This is a genomic window from Rhizobium sp. 05N49, assembly GCF_056396805.1.
On sequence record NZ_JBFTME010000010.1, the window covers coordinates 21,977 to 37,651 of the forward strand.

Annotated in this window: 13 protein-coding genes; 3 read left to right on the plus strand and 10 right to left on the minus strand. The window is 60.6% G+C overall.

Features of this window, described 5'->3' with window-relative positions:
* Positions 1 to 52 precede the first annotated feature (52 nt).
* Positions 53 to 1,990: a mechanosensitive ion channel family protein gene (locus tag AC1DF8_RS20395; protein ID WP_478154649.1), complete on the minus strand. Its 1,938-nt coding sequence runs from the start codon at positions 1,988 to 1,990 to the stop codon at positions 53 to 55.
* Between the two features lie 242 nt (positions 1,991 to 2,232).
* On the opposite strand from AC1DF8_RS20395, the gene AC1DF8_RS20400 reads away from it, so the two are divergent.
* The 3 genes from AC1DF8_RS20400 (at position 2,233) to AC1DF8_RS20410 (ending at position 5,435) form a co-directional block, all read left to right on the plus strand.
* Complete coding sequence (locus AC1DF8_RS20400; protein ID WP_018115133.1) at positions 2,233 to 2,532, plus strand: hypothetical protein; 300 nt, start codon at positions 2,233 to 2,235, stop codon at positions 2,530 to 2,532.
* 291 nt (positions 2,533 to 2,823) lie between these two features.
* Positions 2,824 to 4,398: a hypothetical protein gene (locus AC1DF8_RS20405; RefSeq protein WP_478154651.1), complete on the plus strand. Its 1,575-nt coding sequence runs from the start codon at positions 2,824 to 2,826 to the stop codon at positions 4,396 to 4,398.
* 254 nt (positions 4,399 to 4,652) lie between these two features.
* Positions 4,653 to 5,435 carry an outer membrane protein gene (locus AC1DF8_RS20410; protein ID WP_018115131.1) on the plus strand — a complete coding sequence of 261 codons (783 nt, stop codon included), beginning with the start codon at positions 4,653 to 4,655 and terminating at the stop codon, positions 5,433 to 5,435.
* Between the two features lie 41 nt (positions 5,436 to 5,476).
* Here AC1DF8_RS20410 and AC1DF8_RS20415 read toward each other — a convergent pair whose 3' ends face one another.
* From AC1DF8_RS20415 to AC1DF8_RS20455, 9 genes are all read right to left on the minus strand, one after another.
* Positions 5,477 to 6,493, minus strand: coding sequence for an HAD family hydrolase (locus AC1DF8_RS20415; RefSeq protein WP_478154653.1), 1,017 nt, complete (start codon positions 6,491 to 6,493; stop codon positions 5,477 to 5,479).
* On the minus strand, positions 6,468 to 7,472 hold the full coding sequence (locus AC1DF8_RS20420) for a formylglycine-generating enzyme family protein (protein ID WP_478154655.1): 1,005 nt from the start codon (positions 7,470 to 7,472) through the stop codon (positions 6,468 to 6,470). Before AC1DF8_RS20420 ends, AC1DF8_RS20415 begins: the two co-directional genes overlap by 26 nt.
* 170 nt (positions 7,473 to 7,642) lie before the next feature.
* Positions 7,643 to 8,944 carry a hypothetical protein gene (locus AC1DF8_RS20425; RefSeq protein ID WP_478154657.1) on the minus strand — a complete coding sequence of 434 codons (1,302 nt, stop codon included), beginning with the start codon at positions 8,942 to 8,944 and terminating at the stop codon, positions 7,643 to 7,645.
* Positions 8,941 to 10,500: a VWA domain-containing protein gene (locus AC1DF8_RS20430; protein ID WP_478154659.1), complete on the minus strand. Its 1,560-nt coding sequence runs from the start codon at positions 10,498 to 10,500 to the stop codon at positions 8,941 to 8,943. The genes AC1DF8_RS20425 and AC1DF8_RS20430 overlap by 4 nt, the downstream gene beginning before the upstream one ends.
* The gene (locus AC1DF8_RS20435; RefSeq protein ID WP_478154661.1) at positions 10,497 to 11,486 is read right to left on the minus strand and encodes a vWA domain-containing protein; all 990 of its coding nucleotides are present in this window, start codon (positions 11,484 to 11,486) and stop codon (positions 10,497 to 10,499) included. Before AC1DF8_RS20435 ends, AC1DF8_RS20430 begins: the two co-directional genes overlap by 4 nt.
* Positions 11,473 to 11,985 (minus strand): DUF4381 domain-containing protein, encoded by a 513-nt coding sequence (locus tag AC1DF8_RS20440; RefSeq protein ID WP_478154663.1) that lies wholly within the window; start codon positions 11,983 to 11,985, stop codon positions 11,473 to 11,475. The genes AC1DF8_RS20435 and AC1DF8_RS20440 overlap by 14 nt, the downstream gene beginning before the upstream one ends.
* The gene (locus tag AC1DF8_RS20445; protein WP_478154665.1) at positions 11,985 to 12,938 is read right to left on the minus strand and encodes a DUF58 domain-containing protein; all 954 of its coding nucleotides are present in this window, start codon (positions 12,936 to 12,938) and stop codon (positions 11,985 to 11,987) included. Before AC1DF8_RS20445 ends, AC1DF8_RS20440 begins: the two co-directional genes overlap by 1 nt.
* Entirely contained in the window at positions 12,935 to 13,912 is a 978-nt protein-coding gene (locus AC1DF8_RS20450) for an AAA family ATPase (protein WP_478154667.1), read from the minus strand. Before AC1DF8_RS20450 ends, AC1DF8_RS20445 begins: the two co-directional genes overlap by 4 nt.
* Before the next feature lie 66 nt (positions 13,913 to 13,978).
* The gene (locus AC1DF8_RS20455) at positions 13,979 to 15,613 is read right to left on the minus strand and encodes an arylsulfatase (RefSeq protein WP_478154669.1); all 1,635 of its coding nucleotides are present in this window, start codon (positions 15,611 to 15,613) and stop codon (positions 13,979 to 13,981) included.
* Between the last annotated feature and the right edge of the window lie 62 nt (positions 15,614 to 15,675).

A 15,675-nucleotide genomic window follows, 5' to 3' on the forward strand; every position in this document is an offset into this window, starting at 1 on the left:
CCGGCGACGGGAACAGCAGCCGTCCATCGGACGAGTATTCTGCCACGAAGCCTCAGCCCTCCGCGCCCGCGGCTTTCGCCTGCTGCTGGGCAGTCCGTAAGGTCGTTGCGGCGGCGGCAGCGCCATTCTTGTCCTCGCCGCCAACCTGCACCATCGGCTGGGCGAATTCGATGCCGTTGTTCTGGAAGGCCTCACGGATCATCGCATAGGCCTTGCGCCGGATATAAGTCTGCATGCCAGGCACCGTCGTCATCGCGAAGCTGAGGACGATGCCATAATCGCCGAATTCCTCGACGCCCTTCATCTTGAGCGGCTCGATGAAGAGCGGCCCCACCTCGGCATCTTCTTTCAGCTCGGCGCCGATCGCCTTGGTAATTTTCCGGGCCTTGTTGATGTCGGTGTTATAGGCGACTGAGATACGGAATTTGTCGATCACCCAGTCGCGGCTCATGTTTTCCACGGCACCAAGCTCCCCGAAGGGCACCGTGAAGACGGGGCCTCGGTGATGGCGCAGCCGTACCGAGCGCAGGCTGAAGCCTTCCACTGTTCCCTTGTAGTTTTTCGCCTGAATATATTCGCCGACGCGGAAGGCATCATCGAACATATAGAAGACGCCGCTGATGATATCCTTGACGAGGGTCTGCGATCCGAAGCCGATGGCAACGCCGAAAATGCCGGCGCCGGCTATGAGCGGCCCGATCTCCACGCCGAGCTGGGAGAGTACGATAAGGGCGGCCATGACGACGACCATGACGGCGAGCGCATTTCGGAAGATCGGCAGCAGCGTGCGGAACCGCGCGCGTTTGGCGGCGTCGGCAGGCGCGAGACCGGTGGAATCTCCCGAGGTCTTGATGGTGCGGTCAATCCAGCCTTTGGCAAGCTGCCAGAGAAGATCGGCGATCAGGAGCACGATGACACCTTTCAGCAATCCGGAGAGAATGGCTGATACCGTCGGGTTCTGCTGTGCGATGGAACTGGGGTTGAAGCGCCAGACGAGCGCCAGCCAGCCCACGGCGAGCGCGGTGACAATTGCGCGGCTGCCGCGCACAAGCAATATGCTCCTGGGGCTTTCTGGCGGCGCCGTCGTCAGCGTTGCCGCGGCCCGGCCTGTGGCCCGCAACAGATCCGGCAGAACAAGGGCGTAGACGCCGATCCAGAAAAGGCCCTGCAGCGCCAGGCACCAGAGCCCCCACAGGAGGCCCAGGAAAACGGTCAAGCCGGCCTTTATGACGAGGGGGTGGCTTAATGCCGACCAGACAGTTTCAATCGCGAGTACCAGCAAAAGGATGGAGAAGCAGTAGGCGATCGCCTCGGTGACAGCGGGATCGATACCAAGCGGTCCTCCAAGTGTTGCAGTTGCCGCGGCGAATAAGGCGATGCCGAGAAAAATCTTCGCACGGATGGCGAGCGCGGGGCGGTCGCTTTCCACGAGACCGATCAGCACTGCACCGACGCGATAGACGATGAAGGCAACCAGGTAGGCAAGCAGCACGAGCCGGGCGAGCGGCGGCCATTCAACGGCGAAGAATATGATTGCCACGACCACGGTGAAAACCGCCACCGGGACAAGCCGGGCGATCGGGCCGATCGATGCAGGCCGGACGCGCCTGTAGAGCCATTCGGCTGCCCCGCCGATGGCGACCAAACCGGCAAAGATCAGGAAGATCGGTGCATAGCCGTGCGAGATGGCGTCGTGGCGCGCACGGGCAGCGCCCTGATACATTTCAGAGGGGATGCGCGGAACTGCAGCAAGGATGCCGTCGATGCGCGCGCGGGCCTGTGCCTCCCAAGTCGCAAAACCCGATGGCTGAGCGGCTGCGGCTGTCGCGTCCTGTTCCTTCTTGCGATTTTCCAGCCAGGCCTGGATTTCGGGATCCTGCAGCAAACCTATCAACTGGTCGATCTTCTGCTGGGGCGGCGGTGGCGTGGTCTGCGCCGCTACCGAAGTCCCGATGAGGAAAGCCAGAAAAAATACCGCCAGCCTGATCATTTGCCATGTCTCCCGGCGGAGCCGACGGCCGCAGAAAAGCTCGTTACCGATCTGTTCATGCACGGCTCCTTCCATACTGGAAGAATGCGCACAGCCGACGCGTTTATGGGAGTACTTTACTGTAAACTCTGGCGTAAAGGCGGGGAAAAGGCGTAAATGGCGGCGGATTTACGGTAACGTACTTCCATCTTGCACCTGTCACTTCATAGTCGGGCTGGGTGAGCAGGAGGCACGGATCTCCAATGGACAAGGAAGGAGGCATCAAGCGGAACGCTACGGAAACCGCACAGCGCGGGCTGTGGCGGCTTATGCTGAAATTACCCGCGATGCGGGGTCGGTTGCAGCTTCTCGCATCGAAATCCCGCTCGCTCAACGATCTCTTCGAGGCTTATGAGGAAGCGAGCCTCACGTTGGAACGCCTCATGCGGCAGCAGGGAGAGGAACACTGTCCGATGGTGGTCGAGTACGAGACCATCTGTGCCGAAATCGAATCCGACATCATCCAATACGTGCTGGAACACCGCCCAAATGTGCCGGATTGAGGTGTAAACTCCCGTTAAAATCGATCGCCTGCTGGTTTTGTTAGCATTTTCGGTTGCAACCGGCCACCGTCTCGGCGATAAACATCTCTGTTCTACTTTAGCCTAATCAGCGCATACGGGGCGGTCATGGGTGCTGAAGTACACTACGCAAGGGCATCCGAAGTATCGTTGTCAGAGGCCAGGGCGGAACTCGAACGAATTCTGTCCGACCCTAGATTCCATGCTACGGAACGGCAACGGGCCATTCTCAGATATCTTGCGGAAAGGCGTTTTGCCGGCTGCGAGGAGGGCGTGAAGGCCTATTCCATCGCTCTGGATGTTCTCGGGCGAGCGAGCAATTTCGATGCTTCGAACGATCCAATCGTGCGCATTGAGGTCAGCCGGCTGCGCTCGTCGGTCGAGAACTATTACGAAGCCTTCGGTGCCGAGCGGGATGTGACAATCCATATCCCCAAGGGGACGTATGTGACGCTTTTCCCCCGGTCACACCTGTCTTACGAACATGAAGAGGATGAGCTGGCGCTGGAAGGCGATTTGCCTGAGATGCCGGATGATGTTCCGGTTCCCGAAGTTGCCGAGAGCATAGTTTCCGCTCCACCCTCAGGGCGACCATTGGCGATGCATGCGGGTGTAGCGCTGCTGCTCTGCGCCGCGATTGCCGCAGGCGTTGCCGTCTACGCATCGAAGCCGCCTCTCACGGTTCGTCCGTCGGTCACTCTTTCCATGGATGCCGTCGACACCAGGTTGCAGGGCGAAGCCAGCCAGACGCGCGACATGCTGTTGACGGCGCTGACGCAATTCCAGACGCTGACGGTTGCGAAGTCCGGTTATGCGGATGTGCGTACCCAAAAAGTGGTCGGAATGACCTATGAAATCGACATGAAATATTATGGCGACGGCGATATCAGGAGCGTCTGGTGGCAGATCGTTGACCGTCGCTCTGGTGACCTCCTGAAATCGGGGCTCGAAACGATCGCCATCGACGGCAAGAGCCCTGCCGCTGCCCGCCAGGAGATTGTCGATGTTCTTGCTCGCAGCTTTGCAGCGACACGGGGGGCGATCAACAATATCGAAACGCATGCCAGCAGCGCGGAGTCCATCGGAAACGCTTGTGTTCTGCGCGCTGAATACCAACTCGATGACGGCAGCTCGAGCGATATGGCGGCGGTGCGCTCCTGCCTGGAACGGACGCTTGCGGCCGATCCGAGCAATTCCGATGCAAATGCGCTTCTTGCTCGCGTTCTCATCGCGCCGGAGGGCGCTGCCGGAGATGCCATGGTGCGCGCGCGCGCTCTTGGTCTGGCAAACCGTGCGGTTTCAATCGCTCCCATGTCGGATCGCGCCCACGTGGCGCTGATGATGGCGCAATTCGCCGATGGGCGCATCGATGCCGCATTGCAGGCAGGAAACCGGGCGATTTCGCTCAATCCGAGCAATCCCGATGCGGTGGCGAAGTTTGCCTCCGTGCTGTTTTCGGTCGGCTACTTCGATGCCGGCGTCTCCATGGCGCAGGATGCGGCACGGGCTGTCGATATCGTGCCGCGCGATGCCATGCTCGTTCTTGCGTTGGATGCCTATCGCCGAGGGGATTGGTCGGAGGCTTCACTGCTTGCCGAACAAGTGAACTGCACTGATTTTGTCGTGCGCGCTTTGCGCGCCGCAGCACTCGGCCAGCTCGGTTCGGATCAGGCGAAAGAACGGCTTGCCGATGTTAGGGGCAGCGATCCTGATTTCGAACGAACCCTGCGGCGGAAGCTGGAGGCGAGACGCTTCCAGCCGCTGCTTTCGGCCGAGATTGAGGAAGGGCTCGCCAAGGCTGGAGCAGTGTTTGCGCTCAATGACGTTACCGGAGCCGTGAGCCGATAGATGGGACCAGATGCTCGCGTCCGCTGTCTGCAAAGCTCATCTGAAAGCCAGTCCGCCGGCGCTATGGGAAAACTGCAAGCGCCTCTCCTGTCGGCTTCCATGACAAGGGCGACACAAGATTCCAAAGACGATAGGCCTGTTTACGGCGGCGTTTACGGTGCGGTTTACCGTAACGTACTTACGCCGGAAGCTGGAGATGTATCCTATCGGCACAGGGGCAAAGTTCATTTCGTGGGTCAGCAGAGGGATATTGGATGCGAACCACCGTACTATTGCTTTCCGCGGCCATTCTGGCTGCACCCGTAGTCGTGCAGGCTGCGGATATTGCTCCTGTTCTGGCACCCCAGCCGCAGCCTGCCGAGCCGGATAAATGGACTTTTTCAGTATCGCCCTATTTCTGGGTAGCCGGCATTACCGGCGATACCGCCGTCTTCGGCCTTCCGGAAGTTCATACCAACGAAAGTTTCAGCGACATTCTGTCGGATCTCGATTTTGCTTTTATGGCCGCCGGCGAAGCGCGCTACGATCGTTTCAGCGTCGTTACCGATATCGCCTATGTCCGCGTGACCACGGATTCCGCCACACCGCGCGGTATATTGGCCGATGAGGTCGACCTGAAGGAGGAAACGTTCACGGCGATGATCGGTGCAGGCTATGCGGTGATTGACGATCCCCGTGGTCGCCTCGATGTCATCGGCGGCGTGAAGATCTGGTACACTGAAACGACAATTTCCTTTTCCGGCGGGCCGCTGGATGGCGTGTCGGGCACCGATGAGGCCACTTGGGTCGATGCCATGGCAGGATTGCGCGGCGTCTATTCGATTACGCCTTCAGTCTATCTGACAGGGTGGGGTTTGATCGGTGCCGGTGGCGCCGATCTGGACTGGGATGTGATGGCGGGTATCGGCTACAAATGGAATGACTCCATTTCCGCAATGGCCGGCTATCGCGCTCTTGGCGTGAACTACAGTGACGACACCCTGACCAGCGACATCGTCGAGCACGGCCCGATCCTTGGCGTCGTCTTCCATTTCTGAGATCGGATGAAGGCACTCGCGGCGCTGTCGCGAGTGCTTTTTCACTGTTCGAAGGCGAAAATCTTCTTCCAGTCTTTCTTCATGTCGACCACCAGCCAATTGCGGCCCTCCGCCTCGTCGAGCGCCTTGTCCAGTTTTCCAAAGGCTGATTCACGGTCATAGGCATATTCGCGGGCTGCGTCGGTGTGGTGGACCAGCAGGCCAAAGCTCGAGCCTTTACCTGACGTCGCCCAGCGCAGCATTTCGTAATCTCCATCCGAGTTGCCGGCCGCGAATATCGGCTTGAGGCCGATGAACTTGTTTATGCCGACGGGCTTGCCCGGGCCGTCGTCGACGAAGTCGATCTTCGGCAAGCGTTTGAGAACCGGTACATCGCCGACGAGTTCGTATTCGGTCGCGATCGTGCTGCCGACGACCTGCTCGGGCGGGATGCCGTAGAGCTGTTGCGTGACGGGACGCATGAACTCGATGCCGCCGCCGGAGACGATATAGGTGCGAAAGCCGTTGGCACGCAGATAGTCCAGCAGTTCGCGCATCGGCAGGTAGGTCATCTCGGTAAAAGGCTTGCCTGTCTTGGGATGTTTTGACGTGGCGAACCAGTCCGTGGCGATCTTGGTGAACTCGTCTGTTGTCATGCCGGCATGCGTTGCCATCATGAGTTCCACCATGCCCATTTCACCAGCCTTGGCTATGCCTTTCAGATCGCCATCGAGAACGCTCTTGAAGGGCTCCTTGGTCTTCCATTCCGGATGCTGGGGTGCCAGCGCCTTGACGCGATCGAGTACGAAACCAAGCTGGATATAATAGGGCTGCTCGGACCAGAGCGTGCCATCATTGTCGAAGACGGCGATGCGGTTCTCCGGCGCCACATAAGCCTCTCCGCCTTCCGTCGTGGTTGCCCTAACGAAATCCGTGATGCGTGTTTTGGCGGATGTGTCGTTCCAGGAGGGCAATACGTCTTGCGCGGACACTGGGCTGCATGTGGCCGTGATCAGAAGAGTGACTGCGATGGCAAGGCAAGCAAGGCAGGCATCAAAGGCTCGAACGGATCGTCTCATCGACATCCTCCGGTGAAGCTGAAATTCTCTTAATGCAACGGAAACCGAGATGGCTGGTCGAGGTATCCTCCGGCTCGGCATGGCGCGCGGCGGGGCGATAGCGGCGGCAGTAGTTCGGTGCGCAGAGATGCGAGCCGCCCTTCAAGACCCGTCGCGGAATGCGGATGCTCGGTTGGCGCGGGTCGTAACTGGCTTCCACGCCGCCGCCGCGCGGATTGGCAGGAATGCAGCAGGCTTTTGCGGCGGGCTCGGGATGGCTGTCGGACCAGTAGTCCGTGGTCCATTCCCAGACATTGCCGATCATGTCGTAAAGCCCGTAACCATTCGGCGGGAAGCTGCGAACGGGGGAGGTCCGTTCATGGCCCTTCGGTTTCGCCGACATCACGGGGAAGGTTCCCTGCCAGGTGTTGGCCATGGGAATGCCGTCGGGCATCAGTTCGTCGCCCCACGCAAATTCCACATCGTCGAGACCGCCGCGGGCTGCGAGTTCCCATTCTGCTTCGGTCGGCAGGTCGAGGCCGGCCCAATCGGCATAGGCCTTTGCGTCGCACCAGGCGATGTGCACGACAGGATGGTCGAGCTTGCCGCGCAGATCGCTCAGGCCGCCGAGCGGCCGGCGCCAGTTCGCGCCGAATTTGAAGGTCCACCATTGAGTGATATCGGGGCCCTCAACTTTTTTCGGCTGAAAGAAGACAAGCGATCCGGCGCGCAGCATCTCTGGCCTGGCGCCGGGATAGTCCTTTGCCTCAGGTGCCTTCTCGGCTGACGTCACGTAACCGGTCGCCCTGACGAATTCAGTGAACCTGCGGTTCGTGACGGGGATTTCGTCGATCCAGAAGCCATCGACCTTTACAGGATGGGCGGGAGCCTCTTCGGGATAGTGGTCATTGGAGCCGATCATGAAGGTCCGGCCTGGAATCCAGACCATGCCTTCGGGCGTCGCACCGGGCCTCTGCTGATCGTCGAATGCCAATGCCATCACCGCCTCCGGAATATGCGCCGGAAGCTTCGCGCGTATGTAGAAGGGAAGGAAGTACGTTACGGTAAACACGCCCGCGGATGGTGTAACGGCAGGCGTAAATTTACGGCACCAGCCTGCTCCGGCTGGCTACGCCCCTTCCTGCATTCTTAAGCAGGGACCGCGGCGCATTATCTGGCGAGGTCTCTTCCGTTGATGGCGATCGGATTGAGCGGCGGCAGCGCTGGCGGTTTTCTATCTCTGATCGTTGCGTCTCTCCGGGCGACGGCCCTGATGATCGCCGCCCTGTCGATGTCAGGTCCGACCTGTGCTCCAAAAAGCTTGCGTTCCAAAAGCTCAATCTGCTGCCTGAGGACGGGGGAACTTTCCCTTGCGAGCCAGTCGGCGATGGTCCGGTATCCGCATTGGAAGGCCCAGGCCTGCAGGGCCGCATAGACCGCGGTTTCGTTGCCGCTCCTGATGGTCTGCTTCATCCGGTGAAGCCGGTATGAGCGGGAATTTTGCCTGAGATCCCGGTGTTTCGTGCGCCATGCTGCGAAGCGGGGAATGAGCTGCCGGAGAAGGAAGGCGACAGCTGCCAGGACAACGGCTAACGCGGCAATGAGCCAGATGCTGATCTGCTGCGATCGACGGTCTTCTTGCTGTTCAAGCTGCGGTGCGATCGCCTCTTTGGCCGCTGCGGCGCCGACCGTGACCTTGATGTCGGGAAGTGTCGCGGTTTTCTCGGCTTTGCTGTCCACATCGAACCAGGGGTAGGAAACCGCTGGTATGTCGAATGTGCCAGCGGCGGGGGCTGTGTAGACGATCGTTTCGGTGTGCCGGCTGGCTGTTTCCCGGTTCATTTCTATGCCGTCTTCGATCTTCGGCGGCTTCACATATTGCTGCAGGCCGGCTGCGCTGCCGAGTTCCACCGGCGGCATCATCATCGCCTGCGTGTCCAGGGCCGTGATGGTGATGGTGCGCGAAAACGCATCGCCGGCCTTCAACTTGGATGGATCGCGATCGAAGGATTGCTCGATCGTCAGGCCGTGTGCGACAAAACCCGGCTGGCTTGGCAGGGCGTTGCCGCCAACGGTGAAGGAAATGCCGGGCATGGTCACCGTCGCCTTCGTCGGCTTTCCGTCTACGCCATATCCGAGTTCAATCGGAATATCCGGCAGGCTGTAGGGGCCGGATGCTTCCGGTACGATCGCATAGCTGCGGCGGATGCCGGAATATTGCACACCGTCGATGGTCTGTGTCAGGTTCACGCTGCGCTCCTCCGGCAGGGTGACCATGGCATTGGGAACGTCGAACAGAGGAAACTGCGGCGGTGAAGTGAAGAAATTGGGCACGAAGACATCCACCGTCAGGCGTACCTGCTGTCCCGGCACGATCTCGCCGCTGCCTTCGATCGCGGCACGAGCAAAAGGTTCGGCGGCGAGCGCATTTCCCGACAGGAGCAACCAAAGCGACAGGATAAAGCGCATCATGGCTTTTGTCCCTGTGCTTCAAGGGCGAACTTGCGCGCCATGAGGTCCGCCGGGCTCGCCTGGATGTTCTTCATCCACATTTCCGACGTCTGTTCGGCGATGCTCACCTGGCCTTCCTTGCCCTGCTTTCCCTTGTCGTCGAACTGAACGCTGTCAGGCTTCAGATTCGGGTCCTGTTGCTGTTGTTCCTGCTCCTTGTCCTGCTGCTCTTTCAGCAATCGCTCTGCGATAATGAGATCGGCTTGAGCCTCCGGCCAGTCCTTCCGTTTTTCAATCGCCTTCTGATAGGCCGTGACGGCCTCCTCGAATTTGCCGAGATGCAGAAGCGTGTTTGCCTGATTGTACCAGCTCTCGGCAGTATCGACGGCGGCAAAGGCATCGAGTGCATCCTGAAAGCGGCCAGCCCTGTAAAGTGCCGCGCCCTTCCACATCGGGTTTCGGAAATGGTCGGCTGCCCCCTCAAAATCCCCCTGTTCAAAAGCCAGTCGGCCCTGCTGGTCCGGCGTCAGCCATAGATCGACGAAACCAGCCGCTTCCGCCGGAGATGGCATCAGCAGCCGGAAAGCGAGAAGCACGGCGCCGACCCTGACCACCCAACCACGCCGGAAGGAAAAAGCAAGCAGCAGGGCAATCGGGGCGACCAGCCACCAGCCGGCATCGCGCCAGCGATTGCCCTCGGACGCCCGCGCATCGGAAAAGTTCTTGCTGACGCGCTGGATGATCCAGCGCACATCGGTATCGTCGTCACTGATGGTGGCGACGTCAGCCCCCGTTGCCGATTGCAGCTGTTTCAGGGCCCCCATATCGAGCTTGGGTAGCAGGCGCCCGCCACCGGCGTTGGTCAGGAAGTTTCCGTCGGCCGTCCTGACCGGTCCGCCCTCGGCGGTGCCGATACCTAGAATGATGATGCCGTTGGCATTTGCCGCCTTGAGCGCATCGACCCCGGCCGGTTCGATGCCGTCGGTCAGGAAGACGATCGTGCCGGTCGTATTCTCCGACTTGAACAGGCTGTTCGACAGCGAAAGTGCGTCGGGCGTGCTCTTGCCGGGCTTGGGCATAATGCGTGTCGCCAGCGCATCCGAATAGCTCTCGATCAGGGAGGCATCCTCCGTCAGTGGAACGACGAGATGGGCGGTGCCGGCATAAGCGACGATCGCGGTCTTTGCTCCTGGCCGCGCAGCGAGAATATCGTGGATCTTCAGCTTGGCGCGTTCGATGCGGCTGGGGCTGATGTCGATCGCATCCATGGTCGAGGAAAGATCAACGGCAATGACGAGGGGCGCGGTATCCTCGACAAAGGGCGGGGCTTCGCGCCGCCATGTCGGACCTGCCGCGGCGATCGTGCCCAAAGCCATCAAGCCGGCCAGAAGCCATGAGGGATTGATGCGGCTATGGCGGTTTGCCTCGACAATCAGTTTGTCGAGCAGGTGCGGCGCGATCATGCCCTTCCAGCGGTCGCGAATATCATCCGACCGGGCTGCAAGCCAGAGGATGAGGGGCGGAACGAGCAAGACGAGCAGCCACCACGGGCGCAGAAAATGAAGATCGGTGATCACGCCGCTGCCCTCCGGCGGATCAGGCCCCGAGAGCCTGCGAAGAGATGATAGAGAGCGAGAATGGCGATCGCAGCGCCCAACGGCCAATGGAAAAGTTCGATACGCGGCCGCCAGGACACCACCTTCTGTTCGTCAGGCGTAATCTGATCCAGAACGTCGTATATTGCCGCGAGCTGGTTCTGGTCGCCGCCGAAGAAATAGCGTCCGCCGGTATCGGTGGCGATCTTCTGCAATGTGGCCGTATCCAGCTTGTCCTCGCCTGTCGCGGCGGGATCACCGATGCCGATTGCATGAATGATGATGTCATTTCTTCCGGCGATCTCTGCCGCCTTCAGCGGCGGCATCTTGCTTGCCGTATCATTGCCATCGGTCAGCAGGATCAGGACTTTTTCGCGTGCCGTGGTTTTTTCGAACATTCTGAGTGCAAGGCCGATCGAATCCCCGAGCGATGTGCGTGGGCCGGCGATCCCTGGCAGCAACCCATTGATCATCAGCCGGACGAGTTCATGATCCATGGTGAAAGGCGCGAGCGGGTAGGGCGCATCGCCGAAGGCGATCAGGCCCAGGCGGTCGTGAGGCCGTTTCGTGACGAAATCGGAGACCACGGACCGCACCGCATCGACGCGTGCTCCAAGGCTGCCATCAGGCACCGGAAAATCACGCGTCTCCATCGATTGCGAGAGATCGAGCGCGAGCAGGATATCGCGCTGCGGCTCCGTCTTTTCCAGGGGTGGTTCGACGAATTGCGGCCGGGCAAGCGCCAGCACAACGAGGCACCAGGCAAGCCCCTCGGCGATCGTCTGCAGCCAGGTCCGTTTCGGCACGACCGAACCTTCTGTCGGCTGAACCCCGGCGGCACGTGTGACCTGATCGAAGAACGGCAGGCGGATTGATGCCGATGTTTCTCGATGAGGCGGCAGCAGCCACCAGATCAGCAAGGGGAGCGGAAGCAGCAGAAGCAGCCACGGATACTCAAGCTGATACATGGTGCCCCCTGATCCATCGCCTTGACTTGAGGACGAGTTCATCGGTGCTATCAGGAGGAAGAGCGGCAATGGCCGCGCTGTCGTGATATTCGAGATCATCAAGCAGGCGCGCCAGTGCGCCGGCCCCTCCGCTCTGGTTCAGACGCTCAATCCATGCCCGACCGGTCACCGACGCAACATCGCTCCTCGGCCATGCCGCGAGCGCTGTCCGCTTGAGCAGTTCCGTGAGTTCGTGGATGCCCTTGTCGCGGCGTGCCGGGTTGCGGATGTCGGTTTCGATAGCGGCAAGCATCCGGAGCGCCTCCCGCCGGTAGGCATTGCGGCGATATCGCCTGAGCCAGACAAGGATGGCCGATAGCAGCGCGATGACGAGCAATGCACCCAATGCCGCCCAACCCCAGGTTTGGGGTAACCAGGAGACCGGCGGCGGAATTGCGATGTCATGCAAAGAGCGGAGCGCCGTCTGGGTCATTGGATCGAGTTGGATTGTCTGCTCCATCAGCGCCTCCGCTGCCGCCAGGCGGATTGTTCGAGCAGGCGGCGCAGCTGTGGGGCAGTCTCCTCCGCCGTCGAGACAGGCAGCATGGGGAGGCCGAGTTCACGCTGCCAGGCCATCAGTTCGCGACCGCGATTGCGAGCGAAAGTGTCGATGGATTTCCGCACGCCGGCCTGGCTCAGTGACAGTTCCGCCTGCAATCCGCCGCCGCTGATGACGATATCGGCGGATTTGGGAAGCTCCAGAAGGAATGGGTCGTAGATCAAAAGACAGATCACGTCGTTGCGGGCGGTGAGCGCCAGAAGCAGGTCGCGGGTCGCTTCGCCGTGTCCGCTGAAATCGCTGATGATGACGACGAGATGATCGTGATGGGCGATGCCTGTGACGCGCCGCAGCACGTCATCGAGTGAACCCGGCGAGGGCGTGCCGGCAAAGGCGGCTTTCAGCGCCGCATTCCTGGTGGCGATCTTGTCGGCAAGAGCGATGACGGCATTGCGGCTACGATGCGGCTTTACTTCCTCGATGTCGCCATCCCCAAAGATAAAACCGCCCACCCGATCGCCTGATCCCAGGATGCGCCAGGCACAGAGCATGGCCGCTTCGGCGGCAGTGACGGATTTCATGGCGCGGCGGCTGCCGAAAAACATATTGATCCGCTGGTCGACGACGAGGATTGCCGGCCGCTCCTTCTCCTCGCCGTAGATGCGGACGACCGGCGTGCCGGTGCGCGCCGTCACGCGCCAGTCGATGGAGCGGATATCGTCGCCCGGCAGATAATCCCGCAATTCCTCGAAGATCAGGCCGCGGCCGCGCAGGGCTGACTGCATCCGGCCGGCGAGCTGCTGATGGCTTTTTGCTTTCTGGACGAAAGTCAGATTGCGGGCACGACCCTCGAGAGCGACGAGCTGTTCCGTCGTGACATAGACGCCGTCGCTTCTGAGGGCGCCCGTGCTCATGAGACCGCAACCAGTTCGGTGATGCGATCGATGACCTGATCGGCGCTCGTATTGGCGGCATGGGCCTCGTAAGACAGGATGACGCGATGGCGAAAGACATCGTTGACGATCGCCTTCACATCGTCGGGGGTTACATAGTCGCGACCCTTCAGCCAGGCATATGCGCGGGAGACCTTGTCGAGACTGATGGCGCCACGCGGGCTGACGCCAACCTGCAGGAGGCTCGCCAGATCCTTGTCGTAGCGATCCGGGTAACGCGTGGCGAAGACGAGAGCGACGATATATTTCTCGACCGGTTCGGAGACCGTCACCGCGCCGATTTCCTTGCGGGCATCGAAGACCGCCTGTGGGTTCAGTCGCTCGGTGGCCGGAGCGGCGCCTTTGCTGTGGGCACTGTTCTCCTCGTCTCGGTTGAGACGCATGATCGCGGCTTCCGATTGCTCATCGGGATAGGTAACCTCGACATGCATGAGGAAGCGGTCGAGTTGCGCCTCGGGCAGGGGATAGGTGCCCTCCTGCTCGATCGGGTTTTGCGTCGCCATGACCATGAAAAGATCAGGCAGCGGATAACTCTTGCCGCCGACAGTGACCTGCCGTTCCTCCATCGCCTCCAGAAGGGCCGACTGTACCTTGGCGGGGGCACGGTTGATTTCGTCGGCAAGAATGAGATTGGCGAAGATCGGTCCCTGCTGAAACTTGAACTCGCCCTTGCCGCCGTCCGAGAAATAGATCTCCGATCCGGTGATATCGGCAGGCAGCAGGTCCGGGGTGAATTGGACGCGCGAAAGCTCTGAATCGAGGTTTTTTGCGAGACTCTTGATTGCCCTCGTCTTCGCTAGTCCAGGCAGCCCTTCGACGAGCAGGTGGCCGTTGGCGAGCAGCCCGAGCAGCAGCCGTTCGACCATCGTCTCCTGTCCGATAATCGATTGGCCGATACGCTTGCCGAGATCGAGGATGTCGTCACGTGCCGTCATGGGAGCCTCGCCAATTGCATTGGGGCGCGGCGAAATCGCCGCGCCGGTCTTGGTCGGGAGAAAGAGCTACCGGCTTCCTCCCGGATTCTGGTCGAGCGAACTCATCAGGGCCGCGATCATCTGGTCGACGCTGAAGCTTGCAGGCCGTTGGCTCGGTGGGTATTCGCGGAAGGTCTGGAGGAAGGGTGCGACCTTGTAGACGCCATATTGGACGATATAGGCATTCTTCATCACCCAGTCATAATATTGATCCGACACGACATCCGCGCGCTCGTAGGGATCCATCCGCAGGTTGAACACTTTCGGCACCCGCAGGCAGGTGAAGGGGTTCGCCCATACCACGAAGCCTCCCGGTTGCCGCTGTTCGCAGAAGACGATCTTCCAGTTGCCGTAGCGATAGRCGACGAGTTCACCGTCGTCGTTGAAGTAGAAGAACTCGTCACGCGCCGACTTCGGCTGTTGTCCCGTCAGGTAGGGGAGCTGGTTGTAGCCGTCGAGGTGAACCTTGAACTGATTGCCGCTGATCGAGGTGCCTTTCGCAAGCCTATCCTTGATATCGCCGTCGCCGGCGGCGGCGAGCAGGGTCGGGAACCAGTCGAGCCCGGACATCATATCGTTCGAGACTTCGCCGGCCTTGATCTTGCCGGGCCAGCGGATGATCGCGGGAACACGGAACGCGCCTTCCCAGTTCGTATCCTTCTCACTGCGGAATGCGGTCGTTGCCGCGTCGGGCCACGAGAACTGGTTGGGGCCGTTATCGGTTGTGTAGACGACGATCGTGTTGTCCGCGACATTCAGGTCGTCGAGCGCTTTCAACAGCTTGCCGACATCGCCGTCATGCTCGACCATGCCGTCGGCATAGTCGTTGCCCGGCATGCCGCTTTGCCCCTTCATCGATTCCCGCACGTGGGTGAAGACATGCATGCGGGTCGTGTTCATCCAGGTGAAGAAGGGCTTGCCGGCCTTCACCTGTCTGTCCATGAAGTCGATCGCGGCTGCGGTCGTCTCGTCGTCGATCGTTTCCATGCGCTTTGTGTTGAGCGCGCCGGTATCCTCGATCTTGCCGTCGGCAGACGCCTTCAGGACGCCGCGTGGCGAATTGGTGCGCACGAATTCCGCGTCGTCCTTCGGATAATAGGGACGTTCGGGCTCTTCCTCGGCGTTCAGGTGGTAGAGATTGCCGTAGAATTCGTCGAAGCCGTGATTGGTCGGGAGGAATTCGTCGCGGTCGCCGAGATGGTTCTTGCCGAACTGGCCCGTCGCATAACCGAGCGGCTTCAGGGCCTGGGCGATGGTGATGTCCCGCGGCTGCAGGCCGACGGTGGCGCCGGGAATGCCGACCTTGCAGAGGCCGGTGCGTAGGCAGACCTGGCCGGTGATGAAGGTGGAGCGCCCGGCCGTGCAGCTGTTTTCGGCGTAATAATCGGTGAACATCAGGCCTTCCTTGGCCAGACGGTCGATATTCGGGGTCCTGTAGCCCATCACGCCGAAGGAATAGGCGCTGATATTGGTCTGGCCGATATCGTCACCGAAGATGACGAGAATGTTCGGCTTGTCGGGTGTCGGTGCAGGGGCTGGCGCGGCCGGGGCGGCTGGGGACGCTTCCTGGGCATAGGCCGATGAAATGAAAGGTGCTGCGGCAAGGCYCATTGCCACTGCTGCCGTCGCCGAAAGAAGTCTGCCGGAGAGTGTCGTGGCCATCACGTTCTCCCCGCCGCAAGGTCGTTCAACATTACGCTCTCCCTGGTGTCGGGCAGGCCGGA

Coding starts and splice junctions, on each gene's coding strand:
- AC1DF8_RS20425 (WP_478154657.1), bottom strand. CDS start 8,944: ATGATGCGCTTTATCCTGTCGCTTTGGTTGCTCCTGTCGGGAAATGCG.
- AC1DF8_RS20400 (WP_018115133.1), top strand. CDS start 2,233: ATGGACAAGGAAGGAGGCATCAAGCGGAACGCTACGGAAACCGCACAG.
- AC1DF8_RS20410 (WP_018115131.1), top strand. CDS start 4,653: ATGCGAACCACCGTACTATTGCTTTCCGCGGCCATTCTGGCTGCACCC.
- AC1DF8_RS20450 (WP_478154667.1), bottom strand. CDS start 13,912: ATGACGGCACGTGACGACATCCTCGATCTCGGCAAGCGTATCGGCCAA.
- AC1DF8_RS20445 (WP_478154665.1), bottom strand. CDS start 12,938: ATGAGCACGGGCGCCCTCAGAAGCGACGGCGTCTATGTCACGACGGAA.
- AC1DF8_RS20415 (WP_478154653.1), bottom strand. CDS start 6,493: ATGAGACGATCCGTTCGAGCCTTTGATGCCTGCCTTGCTTGCCTTGCC.
- AC1DF8_RS20435 (WP_478154661.1), bottom strand. CDS start 11,486: ATGTATCAGCTTGAGTATCCGTGGCTGCTTCTGCTGCTTCCGCTCCCC.
- AC1DF8_RS20420 (WP_478154655.1), bottom strand. CDS start 7,472: ATGGCATTGGCATTCGACGATCAGCAGAGGCCCGGTGCGACGCCCGAA.
- AC1DF8_RS20395 (WP_478154649.1), bottom strand. CDS start 1,990: ATGATCAGGCTGGCGGTATTTTTTCTGGCTTTCCTCATCGGGACTTCG.
- AC1DF8_RS20440 (WP_478154663.1), bottom strand. CDS start 11,985: ATGGAGCAGACAATCCAACTCGATCCAATGACCCAGACGGCGCTCCGC.